Source organism: Streptomyces sp. NPDC059895, assembly GCF_042731035.1.
Taxonomy (GTDB): Bacteria; Actinomycetota; Actinomycetes; order Streptomycetales; family Streptomycetaceae; genus Streptomyces.
Window position 1 is genome coordinate 1 of sequence record NZ_JBHWKO010000069.1, and the last position, 17,145, is coordinate 17,145.

Below are 17,145 nucleotides of genomic sequence, written 5' to 3' on the forward strand. Positions count from 1 at the left end.
CGTTCCGTGCGGGCGCTCGGGCGTCCCTTCCGAGCGGGGGAAGAACTCGTACCACGCGCCGTACAGGGCCCGTTCCCGCTCCACCAGCAGCGGCAGGGTGTCGGACGCGGTGACCAGTTCCCGCAGGGGATGGCGGGCCAGCACCTCCTCCACCTCCGGCGTCAGCGCCGCCGCGAGACGGGAGGCCGCCGGACGCGTCGCGTCGCGCAGCGCGTCGGCGGCCGCCAGCAGCACGGCCCGCTTCCGCTCCTGCCCGTCGGGCAGTTCGGCGGCCGCCCGCTCGTGCAGGCGGGCGCCCTCCTCCAGGACCAGCTCGGTGTCCATCCCCGCCGGGATCTTCACCCCGGCGGTCCGGCGCCAGGTGGTGACCGGGTCGCCCCAGGCCTCCACCGTGTACGTCCAGCGGCCCGGCGCGTCCGGGGTGACGTCGGCGCCCCAGCGGTCGGTGCCGGGGGCGAGTTCGCGCATCGGCGTCCACGGGCCCGGGCGGCCCTCGGGGTCGCGCAGGACGACGTCGGCGGCGACGGCGTCGTGGCCCTCGCGGAACACGGTGGCCGAGATCTGGAACGTCTCCCCGGTGACCGCCTTGGCCGGCCGGCGGCCGTGCTGCACGATCGGGCGGACGTCGAGGACGGGTATGCGCCCCACGGCGGTCACGTCACCCGCGGAGGATCGCTCCGGGGCCGGCGGTCCGGCGTCGGAGGGGCGCACGGAGGGTGCTGGTGCCGTGGTGCGGGACGTACGGGGTGTCGGGGGTGCTGACGAGTGGTGCGTGGCGGGCATGACCGCTCCTGTCCGCATCAACGTGGGTGGGCGGATGGACGAGGGGAGGTGGGTCCTGCGGCGGGGGTGCCGGTGGTGCCCGGGCGGGACCCGGGGTGGCGCTGCCGCTACCGGAGACCCGGGGTGGTGCTGGTTCCCGGAGACCCGGGGTGGTGCTGGTTCCCGGGGGACCGGGGTGGTGCTGGTGGGGACCGGGCGGACCCGGATGGTGCCGGTGGGGACCGGGCGGACCCGGATGGTGCTGGTGGGGACCGGGCGGACCCGGGTGGTGCCGGTGGCTCCCGGGCGGACCCGGGTGGTGCGGGTGAGCCCGGGCGGACCCGGGTGGTGCTGGTGGCCGGATGCGCCCGGGGTCGTACTCGTCTCCGGTCGCGCCGGGTCCCGTACGGGTACCCGGACGGGCCGGGGATGTGCTCGCACCCGGGCGCGCCGGGTTGTGTTCGGGCCGTACGAGGTGTCGTACGGGGGGCGTACGGGGTCGTGTACCGGAGGAGCCTTCCCACCCTTTTCGGGTGAGCAATCCGGGATTCTGTTAACTACTCGCGCGTATGTCTCCGCACAGGACCGGCCTTTCAGTGGCAACGGAGCCGGGACCGGAGCCGGGACCGGAGCCGGGACCTGAACCGGTACCGGAGCCGGGGACGGTGTCCCGCCGTCAGGAACGCGGCACCCGCAGCAGTCTGTCCGGCGAACCGGCTCCCCGGCCGGACACCTTGCCGTGCGACGCCCCCGCCACCAGCGCCCGCTCGACCTGGGCGGGCGTGGCCTTGGGCCGGCCGGCCAGATACAGGGCGGCCGCGCCCGCCGCGTGCGGCGCCGCCATCGACGTACCGGAGAACGTCGCGCGCCCGGTGTCGCTCGTGTGGGACGCGGAGGTGACCGACACACCGGGGGCGAACAGGTCCAGGGCGGAGCCGTGGTTGGAGAAGGCCGCCCGGGCGTCCCCGCGGTCGGTCGCGCCGACGGTGACGGCCTGGCGGACGCCCGCCGGGGAGTGGAGGGCGGCCGGCCGGCCGCCGTTGCCCGCGGCGACGGTGTAGGTGACGCCCGAGCGGATGGAGGCGCGCACGGCGGCGTCCAGCCGTTCGTTGTACGGGCCGCCCAGGCTGAGGACGGCGACGGCCGGTCCCCGCGCGTTGCGGGTGACCCAGTCGATGCCCGCGATGACCCGCGCGGTGGTGCTCGCGCCGGCGTCGTCCAGCACCCGGACGGCCACCACCTTCGCCTTCTTCGCGACGCCGGCGCTCGCGCCCGCGACGATCCCGGCGACGTGCGTGCCGTGACCGTTGCCGTCGGACGCGGTGCGGTCGCCGCCGACGAAGTCCCAGCCGTAGGAGGCCCGCCCGCCGAAGTCCCGGTGGGTGACGCGGACGCCGGTGTCGATGACGTACACCGTCACCCCGGCCCCCGCCGACTTCGGGGCCGTGTAGCTGCCGTCCAGGGGCAGGGACGGCTGGTCGACGCGGTCCAGCCCCCAGGGCGGCGGGCTCTTCCGGGGCGTCGCACCGCGCCGCGTGCCCCCGAGCGTCACCCGGGTGTCCTGGACGACCGAGGCGACCCGCGGATCGGCCGCCAGGCGCCGGGCCTGTCTCTCGCTCGCCTCGACGGAGAAGCCGTTGAGGACCGTGCCGTAGGTGTGGCCGATCCTCGCGCCGTACCGCGCGGCGATGCCGCGGCCGGCCTCCGACGGGGCGCTCACCCCGTTCTTCAGCGTCACGAGAAAGCCGCCGCGGACCGAGCCGGGTGCTCCGGCGCCGCGTATCGTCCCCTCCGGTGCGGCGTGCGCGGGCAGGGCGTTGGCCGAAAACGCCACGGTCGTGGCGACCGCGACCAGACCCCCCACCCGGCGCAGACGCCGTGTTCGCGTCCGTGCCATGGTCCGCGTTCCCCTCCTCGACTCGGCCTACGGCGGCGCGGGTTCCCGGCGCCGGGTACGCATGGGGCAGCCTCTCGTGCGGGGCGAAGCACCACAAGGTGGCCCGAGGGGTCTTCAGGGGACGGAATCGGCCATACAGGATGAGCGTCCCCCGGGGCGCGGTGAGTACCGCCGTCCGGGGGAGCCGGGCGACCGGGCCGGTACCGGGCCGAAAGCCGGGCACCCGGGGGCGGCAAGCCCTCGGCGCCACCCGCGCCGACCCCGGTACCGTCATCCACGACGTGGACGCACACCGCCGTGCGTCTCTTCCTCACGCACGCCGAGGTGGAATGTGAAGGCGATCCGTCGATTCACCGTCCGACCCCTTCTCCCCGAACCCCTCCGGCCGCTCGGTGACCTGGCCCGCAATCTGCGCTGGTCCTGGCACGCGGAGACCCGTGACCTCTTCCAGTCCGTCGACCCCGAACGCTGGGCCGCCTCCGGCAAGGACCCGGTACGGCTCCTCGGCGGCGTGCGCCCCGAGCGCCTCACCGCACTGGCCGAGGACCGCCGCTTCCTGCGCCGGCTGACCGCCGCCGTCGACGAACTGCACGACTACGTGACCGGCGACCGCTGGTACCAGACCCAGGACGGCTCCGCCTCCCTCCCCGCCGCCGTCGCCTACTTCTCCCCCGAGTTCGGCATCACGGCCGCCCTGCCCCAGTACTCCGGCGGCCTCGGCATCCTGGCCGGCGACCATCTGAAGGCCGCCAGCGACCTGGGCGTGCCGCTGATCGGGGTGGGGCTGCTGTACCGGCACGGCTACTTCCGGCAGAGCCTGTCCCGGGACGGCTGGCAGCAGGAGCACTACCCCGTCCTCGACCCCAACGAGCTGCCGCTCACCCTCCTGGAGGAGGACGACGACACCCCCGCCCAGGTCTCCCTCGCCCTCCCCGGCGGCAGGCGGCTGCGCGCCCGGATCTGGCTGGCCCAGGTGGGCCGCGTCCCGCTGCTGCTGCTCGACTCCGACGTCGAGGAGAACGACCTGCGCGAGCGGGGGGTGACCGACCGGCTCTACGGCGGCGGCAGCGAGCACCGGCTCCTCCAGGAGATGCTGCTCGGCATAGGAGGTGTCCGGGCGGTACGCACGTACTGCCGGCTGACCGGGCACGCCCCGCCCGAGGTGTTCCACACCAACGAGGGGCACGCCGGCTTCCTGGGCCTGGAGCGCATCGCCGAACTCTGCGACGAGGGGCTCGACTTCGGCTCCGGCTTGGAGGCGGTCCGGGCGGGCACGGTGTTCACCACGCACACCCCCGTCCCGGCCGGCATCGACCGCTTCGACCGCGAGCTGGTCGCCCGGCACTTCGGCCCCGGCGCCGAACTCCCGCGCATGGACGTCGGCCGCATCCTCGGCCTGGGCATGGAGACCTACCCCGGCGGCGAACCCAACCTGTTCAACATGGCGGTGATGGGCCTGCGCCTGGCCCAGCGCGCCAACGGCGTGTCGCTGCTGCACGGCCAGGTCAGCCGCGAGATGTTCGCCGGCCTGTGGCCCGGCTTCGACGCCGCCGAGGTGCCGATCACCTCCGTGACCAACGGCGTGCACGCCCCGACCTGGGTCGCCCCCGAGGTCCTGCGCCTCGGCGCCCGCCGGGTCGGCGCCCAGCGCACCGAGGACGCGCTCAGCGTCGGCGGCTCCGACCGCTGGGACTCCGTCGCCGACATCCCCGACCAGGACATCTGGGACCTCCGCCGGGACCTGCGCGAACAGCTCGTCCAGGAGGTGCGCGCCCGGCTGCGCGCCTCCTGGCGCCAGCGCGGCGCGGGCACGGCCGAGCTGGGCTGGATCGACGGCGTCCTCGACCCCGACGTCCTCACCATCGGCTTCGCGCGCCGCGTCCCGTCGTACAAGCGCCTCACGCTGATGCTCCGGGACCGCGACCGGCTGATGGACCTGCTGCTGCACCCCGAGCGGCCGATCCAGATCGTCGTGGCCGGCAAGGCGCACCCGGCGGACGACGGCGGCAAGCGGCTCGTCCAGGAACTGGTCCGCTTCGCCGACGACCCGCGCGTCCGCCACCGTGTCGTCTTCCTCCCCGACTACGGCATGGCGATGGCCCAGAAGCTCTACCCGGGCTGCGACATCTGGCTGAACAACCCCCTGCGCCCGCTGGAGGCGTGCGGCACGTCCGGCATGAAGGCGGCGCTCAACGGCTGCCTCAACCTCTCCGTCCTCGACGGCTGGTGGGACGAGTGGTTCCGGCCCGACTTCGGCTGGGCGATCCCGACCGCCGACGGCGCCGGCACGGACCCCGACCGCCGCGACGACATCGAGGCGGCGGCCCTCTACGACCTCCTCGAACAGCGCGTCACCCCCCGCTTCTACGAGCGCGGCCGCAACGGCCTGCCCGACCGCTGGATCGAGATGGTCCGCCAGACCCTCACCCTGCTGGGCCCCAAGGTCCTGGCCGGCCGCATGGTCCGCGAGTACGTCGAACGGCTCTACGTCCCCGCCGCCCAGGCCCACCGCGCACTCGACCCGGACACCGCGAGCGAGCTCGCCGCCTGGAAGGCCAGGGTGCGGTCGGCCTGGCACGCCGTCACCGTCGACCACGTCGAGACCTCGGCCGCCACCCCGACCGCCGAACTCGGCGGCACCCTCGCCCTCCGCGTCCGTCTGCGCCTCGGCGACCTCGCCCCCGACGACGTCGAGGTCCAGGCCGTCTCCGGCCGCGTCGACACGGAGGACCGCATCACCGACGCGACGACGGTCCCCCTGAAACCGACGAGCGGCCCCGACCTGGAGGGCAGCTGGATCTACGAGGGCCCCCTCTCCCTCGACCGCACCGGCCCCTACGGCTACACGATCCGCATCCTCCCCGACCACCGCCTGCTGGCGTCCGGCGCGGAACTGGGCCTGGTGGCCGGACCGTCGGACGAGCTGGTGGAGGGGGCGGGGGTGCTGTATCGGTGACCGGGGCCCGGGAGGGGCGGCGTCGACGCCGCCCCTCCCGGTGCACCGCGATCCCCGGGCTTGCCCTTGAGCGCACTCCACCTCGTAGTGTGCGCTCGTCAGGCCACGCCCGCCTCCGGTCGCGGCCCCGAGTCGACTGCACCCAGGGGGAGTTGCATGCGCCACCGCGTTCTGGGCGGGACCGGGATCAAGGTCAGTCCCTACTGCCTCGGCACCATGATGTTCGGTTCCGTGGGCAACGCCGACCACGACGACTGCGTCCGGATCGTCCACGCCGCGCTGGACGAGGGGATCAACTTCGTCGACACCGCCGACATGTACTCGGCAGGGGAGTCGGAGACGATCGTCGGCAAGGCGCTCAAGGGCCGCCGCGACGACGTGGTCCTCGCCACCAAGGTCCACTTCGCGATGGGGGACGGACCCGACCAGGGCGGCAACTCGCGGCGCTGGATCGTCCGCGAGGTGGAGGACAGCCTGCGGCGGCTGGGCACGGAGTGGATCGACCTGTACCAGGTGCACCGGCCGGACCACACGACGGACATCGAGGAGACGCTCTCCGCCCTGACCGACCTCGTGCGCCAGGGCAAGATCAGGGCGTTCGGCTGCTCGACGTTCCCCGCGGACGACATCGTCGAGGCGTACCACGTGGCCGACCGCCGCGGGCTGCACCGGTTCCGCACCGAGCAGCCGCCCTACTCGCTGCTGGCCCGAGGCGTCGAGAAGCATCTGCTGCCGGTGGCGCAGCGCCTCGGCATGGGGGTCCTCACCTGGAGCCCGCTGGCCTCGGGCTTCCTCACCGGCCGCTACCGCAAGGGCCAGGACCTCGACCTGAGCAGCGGACGCCCCACCCTGAACCCCGCCCGCTTCGACCCGTCGTCGCCGCTCACCGCCGCGAAGCTGGACGCCGTCGAGCAGTTCGTCGCCGTGGCGGAGGAGGTGGGCTGCTCGCTCCCGGAGCTGGCGACCGCCTTCCCGCTCGCGCACCCCGCCGTCACCTCGGTCATCATCGGCCCGCGCACCATGGAGCAGTTGCGGAACACCCTCAAGGGCGCGTCCGTGGTGCTGGACGACGCCGCCCTCGACCGGATCGACGCGATCGTGCCACCCGGCACCGACGTCTACCCGCCGGACGGCGCCTGGGCTCCGCCGTCGCTGACCACTCCGGCGCTGCGGCGGCGGACGGCGGAGTCGCGCTCCGCCGCCTGAGGCGAGGACTCCGGGCCGGACTCACCGGGTCCGGCCCGGGGACCCACCCGGGTCCGGCCCGGCTCCGCCCCGCGGGAGGCCGCCCGAGCCGCCCGAGCCACCGGAGCCACCCGATCCGCCCGTGCCGCGCCCGGTCGGCGGAGACGGACCGCTTCCCGGAACGCCGGACGTCACTTGGACTCGATCCGGCCCAGGGGCGCGCTGCTGTCCGACAGCGCCTTCCGCACGGCCGTCCAGCCGGTGTCCTCGATGCCGAGTGCGTGGCGCAGGTAGGCCCACGTGACCTGCTGGACCAAGGCGACGCGCGCGGGGCTCTCGTCCGTCGTCTCCCGGACCTCGTAGCCGGCGATCCCGCCGAGCGAGTGTTCCGCCCCGAACAGGGTGAGCAGGCTCTTCTCACCCGGGCTCAGGAGGTACGGGTCGTACGTCCACGCAGGTCCCCTGACGGACAGGGGCAGGTCGTCCTTGTCACCGGCGACCACGAGGGCCGGCGTCGTCATGTGCGAGAAGTCCGGACCCTTCATGAACGGGAAGTGCTCGGCCGCGTACGGCGTCAGGTCGGCTCCGCCCCGGCCGGCCGTGGCCAGCAGCACACCTGCCGTGACCCTCGGATCCGACAGATCCTCACTCCTCCCGCTCACCGGATCGAGGACGCGCAGGCCCAGCAGGATGCCCGCCGTCTGGCCGCCGAAGGAGTGCCCGGCCACGGCGATGCGACTGCGGTCGACACGGCCGCCGAGACCGGGGACGGCGGCTTCCAGCAGATCGAACCGGTCGAGAACGCGCTTCATGTCCTCGACGCGGAAGCGCCAGAGCCGCGGTGTGCGGGGATCGTCAGCGGCGAGGCCGACGCTCCGGGAGTCGAGATGGGTCGGCTGGACCACCACGAAACCGCGAGCGGCCCAGAAGTCGGCCAGGGGGCCGTAGCCGTCCAGCGACGACCCGAAGCCGTGCGAGAGGACGACGACCGGCAACGCGCTCCCGGTCACGGGTGCGGACACCTTCACCCGCAGATCGTCACCCCGGCCCGGCGCCTCCAGCACCACCGGCTTCACCGAGACGACGGGAGCGGGTGCGCCGATGGACCCGCCTGCCGTCGCCCTGTCTGATGTGGTCATGAAAGAACGTCCTCACCCTTGCTCTGCGGTTGATACGGCCGCGGCGCGTCCGTCGCCGATACGCTAAAACCTGACGCTGACGTCAGAGGCAAGAGTGGAGGGCGACGTGATGCGCATCGGCGAACTGGCCGGCAGGACGGGCGTCAGCGTGCGGGCGCTGCGCTACTACGAGGACCACGACCTCCTCGCCGCCGACCGCAGCCCCAGCGGCCAGCGGCACTACCCCGACAGCGCCGTGGACCGGGTCCGGCTGATCCAGCAGTTGTACGCCGCCGGCCTGTCCAGCAAGGCGATCGTCGAACTGCTGCCGTGCGTGGTGGACGGCGAGGCCACACCGGAACTCCTCGACCGTCTCTCGGCCGAACGGGACCGCATCGACCGGCAGATCGGCGACCTGGTGAGCACCCGCGAGAGGCTGGACACGGTCATCACCGCGGCCACCGTGAACTGGCGGACGGGCCGGCACTGCGGGCCTCGGTGACCGGCCTGCCTCTCTTTCAGTTCCTCCGTGCTACCCAATGCACCGAAATGCAACCGCCAGTTGATCCCCGACACCATGACGAGGGACACTACCTGGCGGATGCGTGTTCCCGGCCGAGTGGCACTCGCTTCGGCATCCTCCCGTGCAGGTCGTCGGAGGCCATTTACCCAACGATTACTGGGCAGTTGACCTCAGGGTTTCGTGGTAGCGTCCTTGTTCGGAGGGACAGTGCAACCTGAAAGGGAAATCGTGAACACGGAGAAGATCGCCGCTCGCCGCCTCTCGCTGGAAGAGGTGACGAAGCTCGACGTGAAGGACAGGATCTTCATTTCCGCCGACACGGCAGAACTCAAGCTTCCCGACTGCTATGTCCCTGCTTTTCTGACCAAGTCCGGCGAGCATTTCGAGGGCGGCTCGATCACGGCGAGGACCGTATTCCAGGAAGAGGTCTCCTGCCTTCCCGACGACGAGAATGAAGCCGGGATCTACGTGGCCGACGAGAACGGCTCGGTGACCATCGAGGTCCTCCAGTCCGCCGGTGTCGTGCTGGACCTGGCACTTTTCGTCCCTGGTGGGGACAAGGGGGCCCTCACGGCCCTTTACGCTGCGGCGCGGCAGGCGTTCGGCGCCGACATCGTGCAGATCTGGCGCCAGGGCCTCAAGGAGGTTCCCGACGTGAAGGTCGACATCTTCGAGGAGCAGATTCCCCGGGGGCGCAAGGGGAGCGAGAGCCCCAAGCGCGACCGTCGCGCGATCGACACCTACCCCACCCGTGCGGACTTCATCGAGTTCTCCGCGGGGTGGAAGCCGGTCGTTGAGATTCACAGGCCGGTTGTCGACGACACCCCGACCATCTGAGGGCTGGCTCCATCCGACGGTGCGCTACGCCGAAGCCCTGCTGAGGGCACGAGGGGGCGGGGTCCGGCCCGGTTCCTGAACTTCGGGAAGCAGCTGCTTCTCGACGACGGTGTGGGTCCACGGACCGGCGAGTCCGCGGACCCCTTCGCGGGCCTGTGACGCGGGAAGCCGCACGCCAGGTCACGTGAGCTGTTCCTGATCCCCCTTGACGCTGTGTATCAGGGCGCGCAGACGGGACGCCGTCGTGGTGAGGGCGACGTTCGGGTCGTCGCTCTCGCGGAGGTGGGTGGTGCCGGTGGCGGTGGCGGCGACCTGGATGCAGTTCGAGCTGTCACCGCTGTACGAGGACTTCTGCCAGTGGAGGGTGGGCACGGTCGTCGCCTCTCAGATGTCCCGGACGAGGTTGTGGATGAAGTCGCGTGACGCGGTGGGGGCCAGAGCGCACGACTCCATGTGATCCAGTACAGCACGGTACTTGTCCAACTGCGCCTCCGCGTCGAGGAATCCACAGCCGCCGTGGTGCGTGTCCAGTTGGACCGTGTCGAGTTGGGGGACAGGTCCCGCCAGGTAGTCGAAAGACTGGCCCGTGCTCGGGAAGTGCTCCGTCCCGAAGGGGATCACCCTGATGGTGACGTCGGGCAGTTCGCTCATGTCCAGCAGGTGCTCGAGCTGTGCCCGGGCGACGGCGGGGCCACCGAAGCCCATGCGCAGCGCCGACTCATGGATCATCGCCGAGTACGGTGGCGGGGATTCCCGGTACAGGATGCCTTGGCGCTTGATGCGGTGCGTGAGGCGATGCTCGATCTCATACTGGCGCATCGCGGGCACCACGGCCCGGAACAGGGAGCGGGCGTGGTCCGTGGTCTGCAGGAGCGCCGGAATGTGAATGACCAAGGCCACGCGCAGTGTGGCTGCCTGGTCCTCCAGTTCGGCGAGGTCGACCAGCGCGGCGGGCAGGTGCTCGCGGTACTCCTCCCACCAGCCTCGACCGCGACGGCCGGTCATCGCGGCGAGCGCGTCGACCAGTCGTCCGTCCGAGCAGGAGTAGGCCGATGCCATCGCGCGGACGCGGTCGGCGCTGACGGGGCTGCGGCCGGTCTCGATCATGCTGACGCGTCCCTGGTTGACGCCCAGCAGTGACGCCGCACCGGTGACGGTGTATCCGGCGCGCTCGCGCAGTTTGCGCAGTTCGGCGCCGAGTCGCCGCAGGCGCAGAGTGGGGGCGCTGGTGGGCGGCAAGGGCTCTCCTCTCGGACCGCGGTTCGACACGCGTGTCCCTCACACGAGCTAATTACGGGTGTATCTACTGCTTATGGAAGATGCATCTTCCATTCGGGGGCTACGGTGAAGCCATACCGCTCAACAACCCCCGCCCACAAGCCGGAAGCGCACCAAGCCAAGCAGTGCCACCGGCGGGCGCGGCCGTGAGCGAGTCGTCCAAGCCCCCTCTCCTCCCGGAGGTGTTCCATGGTCACCGTAGCCCTGCCCGACACCTGGGTGTACTCCCTTCGTCTGCCGCATGACCCCCGCGCCGCACGGGTCGCACGGATGACCGTCCGGGCGGTGCTCGGTGGCCACGGCAGACAGGACGCCCTGGACGTCGTCGAGTTGTTGACGTCCGAGCTGGTCGGCAACGCCTACCTGCACACCGAGGGTCCCGCCTCGCTGCGGCTCACGGCGTTGGGGGACGGGCGGCTCAGGGTCGGGGTGTGGGACAGTCACCCCTGCATCCCGGCGCCCTTCGCCAAGCCGCCCGGGGACCGCGGGCCCATGCCGGACGTGGACTGCGAAGGCGGGCGCGGGCTGCACCTCGTGCAGGAGTACGCCGACTCCTGGGGCGGCTGGTCGGTCGCGGACCGCGACGGCCGGCTCGCGCGCGGTGCGGGCAAGCTGCTGTGGTTCGCGGTCGGCGCGCCGGGGGCTACTCCTCCACCCCCGCTGTAGCCAGCCCCCGCAGCACCGTCCCGCACCTGCGCGCGTACGCCTGCTGCAACCCCCGGGTCGCGGGGCCGCCCGCGCGGGCGTACCACTTGGCCGCGCGGCTGAAGGCGGAGACAGTCAGCCAGACCGTGCCGTCGCCCGTGCGGTCGACGACGAAGGCCTCCTCGCCGCATTCGGGGTGGCCGGGCAGGGTGCCGTAGGCCCAGCCGGCGCGGCGGCGTTCCTCGACCGTCCAGACGACGCGGCAGGGGGCCTTGATCACGCCGGCCAGTGTCACCGTGACGTCCACGCCGGGGGCCGCGCGGTCCGCGTCGGTGGTGATGCCGACGCCCAGCGAGCGGTGCATCTCCCAGGTGAGGACGGCCTCGGCCGCGCGGCGGAAGACCTCCTCGCCCTCGCCGAGGCGGGTGCGCACGTGCAGGGAGTGGAAGCCGGGCGGGCAGAACTCCGGCCGCTCGCGGGTCGCGCCGACATCGGCGTACGTGAAGTCCTCCGAAGACATGGTGCCCAAGCGTAGGGCGGCACCCGGAATGTTCACCTCCCGGGTGCCGCCCTCGCTCAACTACGCTGACTTCAACTGACGTTGACCGCCGTCCAGGCCGCCGCCACCGTCGCGTACTCGGTGCTGGAAGAGCCGTACAGGGCCGACGCCGCGCTCAGGGTCGCCGTGCGGGCGCCCGAGTAGGTGGTCGTCGACGTCATGTACGTCGTCAGGGCCTTGTACCAGATCTGGACCGCCTTGGCGCGGCCGATTCCGGTGATGGTCGAGCCGTTGTAGGTGGGGGAGTTGTACGAGACCCCGTTGATCGTCTTCGCGCCGCTGCCCTCGGAGAGGAGGAAGAAGAAGTGGTTCGCGGGGCCGGACGAGTAGTGCACGTCCAGGTTCTTCAGCGTCGACGACCAGTAGTTGGCGGACGCGCCGTCCTTGCTGGGCTGGTCCTGGTAGCGCAGCGGGGTGCCGTCGCCGTTGATGTCGATCTTCTCGCCGATGAGGTAGTCGCCGGGGTCGGAGGAGTTCGCCGCGTAGAACTCGACCGCCGTGCCGAAGATGTCGGACGTCGCCTCGTTCAGGCCGCCGGACTCGCCGGAGTAGTTCAGGCCCGCCGTGTTCGAGGTGACACCGTGGGTCATCTCGTGGCCGGCCACGTCGAGCGAGGTGAGCGGCTTGACGTTGCCCGAGCCGTCGCCGTACGTCATGCAGAAGCAGCTGTCGTCCCAGAACGCGTTGACGTAGGCGTTGCCGTAGTGGACGCGGGAGTACGCCGCCACGCCGTTGTTCTTGATGCCGTTGCGGCCGAAGGTGGTCTTGTAGAAGTCCCAGGTGGTCTGGGCGCCGTAGGCCGCGTCCACCGCCGCCGTCTGGTCCGTGGAGGAGCTGGAGGCGGCGCCGGTGCCCCACGTGTCGTCGGTGTCCGTGAACAGCGTGCCCGCCGAGCTGCTGGTGCTGCGTGCCTTGTTGTACGTCTTGTGGCCGCCGCGCGAGGTGTCGTACAGCTGGTATGTCGAGCCCGACAGGTACGTGCCGAGGGTGACCGTGCCGGAGTACAGGCTCTTGCCGGTGCCGGTCTCGATGCCCTGGTACTCGTACAGCTTCGCGCCGGTGGCGGCGTCGGTGATGACGTGCAGCTCGTTCGGGGTGCCGTCCTCCTGGAGGCCGCCGACGACCGTCTCGTAGGCGAGCGTCGGCTTGCTGCCGTTGCCCGCCCAGACCACCTTGCGGGGCGCCTGGGAGGCCTCGGTGTCCTCCGAGCCCGCCGCCTTCGCGAGGGAGAGCGCCTGGGTCTCGGCCTTCGCCGCGGTCACGGCCGGGGTGGTGGAGGCGACCTCGATGGTGCTGTTCGTGGCCTTGGTGACGCCCTGCTCCGCGCCCGAGGCCGACTCGTGGACGACCAGGTCGCCGCCGAGGACCGGCAGGCCCGCGTAGGTGCGCTCGTAACGGGTGTGGACCGTGCCGTCCGCGTCCTTGACCACGTCGCGGACGACCAGCTTCTCCTGGGTGCCCAGGCCGATCTCCCGCGCGGTCGCGGGGGCGTCGGCCTGCTTGTCCTGGATGAGGGCGGTGCGGGCGGCCGGGGCGAGGGCGGTGGGGACGGCGAGCGGCCCGGCGCTCGTGGAGTCCGCGGGGGTCTGCGCGGCGGCGGTGCCGCCGGTCAGGCCGGTGGTGATCAGGGCTCCGGCCGCTACGGCGGTGGCGACGGCCAGGGTGGTGCGCTTGTGACGCGCGTAGAAGGCGGGCGAGACAGTCACACAAGCTCCTTGGGTGTGGGGGAGCCCGGACGGCGTGGGGCGGCCGGCCGGTGCTGTGCTGAGGCTGTGCGGCGGGTGAGAGGAAGCGTGGCACCGAGGTCGCGTACATGTCATGACCCCCACGTGATGTTGGCCGGAAACCGACCGGACGGTGAACGTTGCCGCCGTGTAAAAGGGCGTGACCTCGGTCAAGGGCCAACCGGTCGGAGGTAAGGGACCGGCAAAAAGAGGACGCCGCCCCGGGGAGTGGGACCTCCAGGACGGCGGGGTTCTTCGACGGCGCGCCGTCGGGTCGGGCGTCGGCGGGACGAGCGCTCTCCGTCGGGGGTACGTCGGTAAGTTGGCCGGAAACGGTTCGGTGTCCGGGAGTTCTCGTTCGTTATGCGGACCATTGGGGCGTGCGGCCCAGAGGTCAGTGGGGCGTGTGACTCAGCGGCCGGCGGGGCGCGCGGCCCGGAGGCCGGCGGGGTGTGCGGCCCGGAGGCCGGCGGGGTGTGCGGCCCGAAGGCCGGTGGGGTGTGCGGCTCAGAGGTCAGTGGGGCGCGCGGCTCGGAAGGGTGACTCCGGGATCGCCGCCAGTGCCCGCTCCCACTCCGGGTACCGGGCGACCTTCGCCTGGTGCAGCGCCAGCACCTTCGCGTCCAGCTCCGGGTCGGGGTCGTCGGAGAAGCGGACGGCCGCGAGCCGCTGGAGGTGGGGCAGTATCTCCCGGTCGCCGTCCAGGTGCACCGGGTCGTACAGGTATCGCTCCAGTGCGGCCAGGTCGGCCACCCCGGCGCAGTAGGCGTGCGTGAAGCCCTCCGCCGGGTCGCCGATGTCCTGGCCGACCACTCCGAACGACGCGGACTCCACGGACGCCGTACGTCGCATCGCGGCGAGCACCGCGGCCCGGTCCTCCTCGCTCGCGCCTTCTTTGAAGCTGAACCGCAGGATGTTGACGATCACGTGCCCCTCCTGGCTCTGCGCGCCCGGGACCCTGGGCCCCGAACCCCCTTATCGAACCCGTGGGTTCAGAACTGTGTCCCCGTCAGTTCAGCACAGAGCGGTACGCTGCGCTGGTGAACGCGACAACTCCGGCCACGCGGCGGCGGATCGACAAGCGCCGGGCCATCCTCGACGCGGCCTTCACCGTGTTCGCGCGCCGCGGCTACGCGCAGGCGTGTGTGCAGGAGATCGCCGACGAGGCCGGCGTCGCCAAGCCGACCGTCTACAACCACCTGCACGACAAGGAGACCCTCTTCCGGCAGGCGCTGGAGGACGCCGCCGACACGGTCCTCGCGGAGAACCTCGCCGTCGTCGACCGCCTGCGCGATCCCGGGGACGACCTCCGCGCGGCCCTGGAGGACGTCGGCCGACGGCTCCTCGCGGTGTGCTGCGGTGAACGCTCCCGCGCCCTGCGCTGGCTCACCTACTCCCAGGTCGGCGGCTTCCCCGACCTGATCGACACGGTCCAGTCGCGCACCTCGGTCCGGCTCGCCGAGGCCCTCGCCGACCGGCTGGCCCGGCTCGTCCTGTCCGGCCGGCTGCGCCCGTGCGACCCGGCGGTCGCGGCGGAGCAGTTCCTCGCCCTGCTCACCGGCCCGCTGGAGACCCGCTCCCGCCTCGGCACCCACCAGGTCACGGCGGCCCGGACACGGGAGGTGGCAAAGGCCGCGGGAGACACGTTCCTCAGGGCGTACGGCAGCTGAGCCCGCCGTCGACCGGCCCGGCTACGACGCTCCGCGCGGCTCCCCGTGCCACGTCGCCCACAGCGCCGCGTACGCGCCGCCCGCCCGCACCAGCTCCGGCATCGCCCAGGTGACCACCGGCATGTCCGAGAAGGACGCCCAGCAGCTCGACACCTTGCGCGCCGGCGCCGTCACCACCGACTACGCGGCGAACATCGCCGCCGGTCTGAGCATCCTGGCCGAGAAGTGGAACCAGCTCAAGGCCCTGGGCATGAGCACCAACGGCGGCGAAGCGGCCTACATCGAGAACTGGTACATGGCGCTGTGGGGCTACAACTCCGGCGTCTACACGTCCGGCCCCGTCGGCCTGGGCTATTTCAACAACCCGATCAAGCCGAACTACCCGGCCGACCGGCAGCCGTTCCTGCGCTACAGCTATGACGACGCCTCACACCCCGGCGACTGGACCTACCAGGAGAAGATCCTGGGCTGGGCGGAAGTGCCACAGATGACCTGGGATGGCGTGGCGTCGTACGTCAAGCCGGCCGACGACAGCCTGGATGCCCCGGAGCGTGGCGTTGATCGCCCTGTTTCGTTCGGAGAGTTCGCCACCCTTGGGCTTCTTGGCCGGGTGGCGCAAGCTGGGACTGGCGGGGCCGCGCCCGAGTGGATGTTCCCGTCCGTGGGCCTGATCACCCTTCGTCCGGCGGGCTCGGGCCGGAGCGCCACGTTTCCGTACTCGCTCTGTGGCCGGCACCGCCTCTGGCGGATCTGCGGTCCGCTTGGCCGCAGCTACCCGCATCCAGGATGGCGAATCGAGGACGCGGCCCGTACTATGACCGGGGCTCTCGGGGAGAGTCCGCGGCCGCGCGCCGTCCCCTCGTGGCCACGGTCGACGCGGCTGACCGAATGAGCGGCGCACGTTCGGCGGCTTGGCCCGTCCCTGCGACCTCGCGCAGCGCCTGAGCCGCTGCTCTCATCGCCCGCCGTGAGCGAGCGGCAGCCAATGATTCCCGCTCCTCAGGAGACAAAGATCCAGAAGGCGCAGATAGCCGAGCACCAGGACAGGCTGAACTCCACCCGCACGCGCAACAGTGACGCGGTGGCTGCGGCCAACGCCGAACTGGCCGGCTGATGCCGAGCGCGAGGCGCGTCCTGGCCGGCGTGACGGCAGGAGTGGCGATCGTCGGTGCTGCCGCGTACGGCGGGGTTTCGTTGGCGACAAGTGCCAACGAGGATCTCGCGCGCGGATTCCCGCCTTACCCGTCTGCATCCAGCCCGACCGCTGGACCGCTCACCGGCACGGTCACCGCCGAGCAGAAGAAGCGGCTCGGCTCGCGGGTCGCCGCCTCAACGGACAACAGCGTGACGGCGTACGCGCCATCGCGGGAAGGGGACATAGTCACCTTTCCCGTGATCCTCACCAACCCGTCCAGTGCGCCCCGCGTCGTTCGAGCACACATCGAGGTCCATGCGAGTCCGGGCGGGCAGCAAGTGAGCCTTTACGAAGGGGCCGTCGACAGCGGCGGCCCCTTGGCCCCTCGCGCGAGCCTGCTGACCGAGATCAGCGTCCAGGGCGCGCACAGCATCCCTCTGAGTGATCTGGCCGTCGAGGTCCGTTCGCTCGGCAGCCAGGGCTGATTGGCACCGGCTGGGCACCCGGCCGCCCTCGTCGTGGCCGTCACCTCCGGTGTGCAGCCGCGTCCTCTTGCCTCTCACAGGGCTGCCCGCCGGCCTCTGCCCGGCCTGGCGCGCCGCCCGCCGAAGTCCTCCGCCGCTGAGCCGATGACCCATGCACCGGTGAGGCTGCGGAGTCCGTCCCGTCAACTGCTCTTCCGGACCTTGGAGAACCCTTGAGACGAAGAAGCCGATACAGCAGAGGATGGGCCTCCGCGGCGGCGTGCGCCGCGCTCACCGGCGGCTTCCTGCAAGCCGCCGAGGCCGCGACCGCGGCACCAGCCCCCGGCCGTGCTGCTGAGCAGGCCACGCCAACGCCTTCGGGCCAGGTCGAC

Annotated in this window: 17 protein-coding genes; 9 read left to right on the forward strand and 8 right to left on the reverse strand. The window is 71.9% G+C overall.

Going from position 1 to position 17,145, the window contains the following annotated elements; genetic code table 11:
* Both ACFV9M_RS38910 and ACFV9M_RS38915 read right to left on the reverse strand, forming a co-directional pair.
* The coding region (locus tag ACFV9M_RS38910) for a maltotransferase domain-containing protein (protein WP_385102680.1) at window positions 1–783 on the reverse strand (783 nt) is incomplete at its 3' end.
* Window positions 784–1,438: 655 nt separating this feature from the next.
* Complete coding sequence (locus ACFV9M_RS38915; RefSeq protein ID WP_385068720.1) at window positions 1,439–2,659, reverse strand: S8 family peptidase; 1,221 nt, start codon at window positions 2,657–2,659, stop codon at window positions 1,439–1,441.
* Between the two features lie 331 nt (window positions 2,660–2,990).
* On the opposite strand from ACFV9M_RS38915, the gene ACFV9M_RS38920 reads away from it, so the two are divergent.
* Both ACFV9M_RS38920 and ACFV9M_RS38925 read left to right on the forward strand, forming a co-directional pair.
* On the forward strand, window positions 2,991–5,615 hold the full coding sequence (locus ACFV9M_RS38920; RefSeq protein WP_385068718.1) for a glycosyltransferase family 1 protein: 2,625 nt from the start codon (window positions 2,991–2,993) through the stop codon (window positions 5,613–5,615).
* 156 nt (window positions 5,616–5,771) lie between these two features.
* On the forward strand, window positions 5,772–6,821 hold the full coding sequence (locus tag ACFV9M_RS38925) for an aldo/keto reductase (RefSeq protein ID WP_385068716.1): 1,050 nt from the start codon (window positions 5,772–5,774) through the stop codon (window positions 6,819–6,821).
* Window positions 6,822–6,991: 170 nt separating this feature from the next.
* Here the strand turns inward: ACFV9M_RS38925 and ACFV9M_RS38930 are convergent, their stop codons facing one another.
* A complete protein-coding gene (locus tag ACFV9M_RS38930) occupies window positions 6,992–7,939 on the reverse strand; it encodes an alpha/beta hydrolase family protein (RefSeq protein ID WP_385068714.1) in 948 nt (315 codons plus the stop codon).
* 109 nt (window positions 7,940–8,048) lie between these two features.
* On the opposite strand from ACFV9M_RS38930, the gene ACFV9M_RS38935 reads away from it, so the two are divergent.
* On the forward strand, window positions 8,049–8,420 hold the full coding sequence (locus ACFV9M_RS38935; protein WP_385068728.1) for a MerR family transcriptional regulator: 372 nt from the start codon (window positions 8,049–8,051) through the stop codon (window positions 8,418–8,420).
* A 249-nt stretch (window positions 8,421–8,669) separates the two neighbouring features.
* Window positions 8,670–9,278 (forward strand): hypothetical protein, encoded by a 609-nt coding sequence (locus tag ACFV9M_RS38940; RefSeq protein ID WP_385068712.1) that lies wholly within the window; start codon window positions 8,670–8,672, stop codon window positions 9,276–9,278.
* A gap of 180 nt (window positions 9,279–9,458) precedes the next feature.
* Here the strand turns inward: ACFV9M_RS38940 and ACFV9M_RS38945 are convergent, their stop codons facing one another.
* Entirely contained in the window at window positions 9,459–9,650 is a 192-nt protein-coding gene (locus ACFV9M_RS38945; RefSeq protein ID WP_385068710.1) for a DUF397 domain-containing protein, read from the reverse strand.
* A 12-nt stretch (window positions 9,651–9,662) separates the two neighbouring features.
* The gene (locus ACFV9M_RS38950) at window positions 9,663–10,517 is read right to left on the reverse strand and encodes a helix-turn-helix domain-containing protein (RefSeq protein WP_385068708.1); all 855 of its coding nucleotides are present in this window, start codon (window positions 10,515–10,517) and stop codon (window positions 9,663–9,665) included.
* Between the two features lie 228 nt (window positions 10,518–10,745).
* Between ACFV9M_RS38950 and ACFV9M_RS38955 the strand changes: the two genes are divergently transcribed.
* On the forward strand, window positions 10,746–11,222 hold the full coding sequence (locus ACFV9M_RS38955) for an ATP-binding protein (RefSeq protein WP_385068707.1): 477 nt from the start codon (window positions 10,746–10,748) through the stop codon (window positions 11,220–11,222).
* Here the strand turns inward: ACFV9M_RS38955 and ACFV9M_RS38960 are convergent.
* The 3 genes from ACFV9M_RS38960 to ACFV9M_RS38970 all read right to left on the reverse strand — a co-directional run bounded on the left by ACFV9M_RS38960 (window position 11,200) and on the right by ACFV9M_RS38970 (window position 14,411).
* Window positions 11,200–11,721: a DUF1990 domain-containing protein gene (locus ACFV9M_RS38960; protein WP_385068705.1), complete on the reverse strand. Its 522-nt coding sequence runs from the start codon at window positions 11,719–11,721 to the stop codon at window positions 11,200–11,202. The genes ACFV9M_RS38955 and ACFV9M_RS38960 overlap by 23 nt on opposite strands.
* 71 nt (window positions 11,722–11,792) lie before the next feature.
* Complete coding sequence (locus tag ACFV9M_RS38965) at window positions 11,793–13,466, reverse strand: M4 family metallopeptidase (RefSeq protein ID WP_385068703.1); 1,674 nt, start codon at window positions 13,464–13,466, stop codon at window positions 11,793–11,795.
* A 525-nt stretch (window positions 13,467–13,991) separates the two neighbouring features.
* Window positions 13,992–14,411 carry a Dabb family protein gene (locus tag ACFV9M_RS38970; RefSeq protein ID WP_385068701.1) on the reverse strand — a complete coding sequence of 140 codons (420 nt, stop codon included), beginning with the start codon at window positions 14,409–14,411 and terminating at the stop codon, window positions 13,992–13,994.
* 110 nt (window positions 14,412–14,521) lie between these two features.
* Between ACFV9M_RS38970 and ACFV9M_RS38975 the strand changes: the two genes are divergently transcribed.
* The 4 genes from ACFV9M_RS38975 (at window position 14,522) to ACFV9M_RS38990 (ending at window position 16,774) form a co-directional block, all read left to right on the forward strand.
* Window positions 14,522–15,154: a TetR/AcrR family transcriptional regulator gene (locus ACFV9M_RS38975; protein WP_385068726.1), complete on the forward strand. Its 633-nt coding sequence runs from the start codon at window positions 14,522–14,524 to the stop codon at window positions 15,152–15,154.
* Window positions 15,155–15,275: 121 nt separating this feature from the next.
* The gene (locus ACFV9M_RS38980) at window positions 15,276–16,046 is read left to right on the forward strand and encodes a hypothetical protein (protein ID WP_385068699.1); all 771 of its coding nucleotides are present in this window, start codon (window positions 15,276–15,278) and stop codon (window positions 16,044–16,046) included.
* Window positions 16,047–16,139: 93 nt separating this feature from the next.
* On the forward strand, window positions 16,140–16,268 hold the full coding sequence (locus ACFV9M_RS38985) for a hypothetical protein (RefSeq protein ID WP_385102683.1): 129 nt from the start codon (window positions 16,140–16,142) through the stop codon (window positions 16,266–16,268).
* 29 nt (window positions 16,269–16,297) lie between these two features.
* Window positions 16,298–16,774, forward strand: a complete 477-nt coding sequence (locus ACFV9M_RS38990) for a hypothetical protein (protein WP_385068696.1) — start codon at window positions 16,298–16,300, stop codon at window positions 16,772–16,774.
* The last annotated feature ends 371 nt before the right edge of the window (window positions 16,775–17,145 follow it).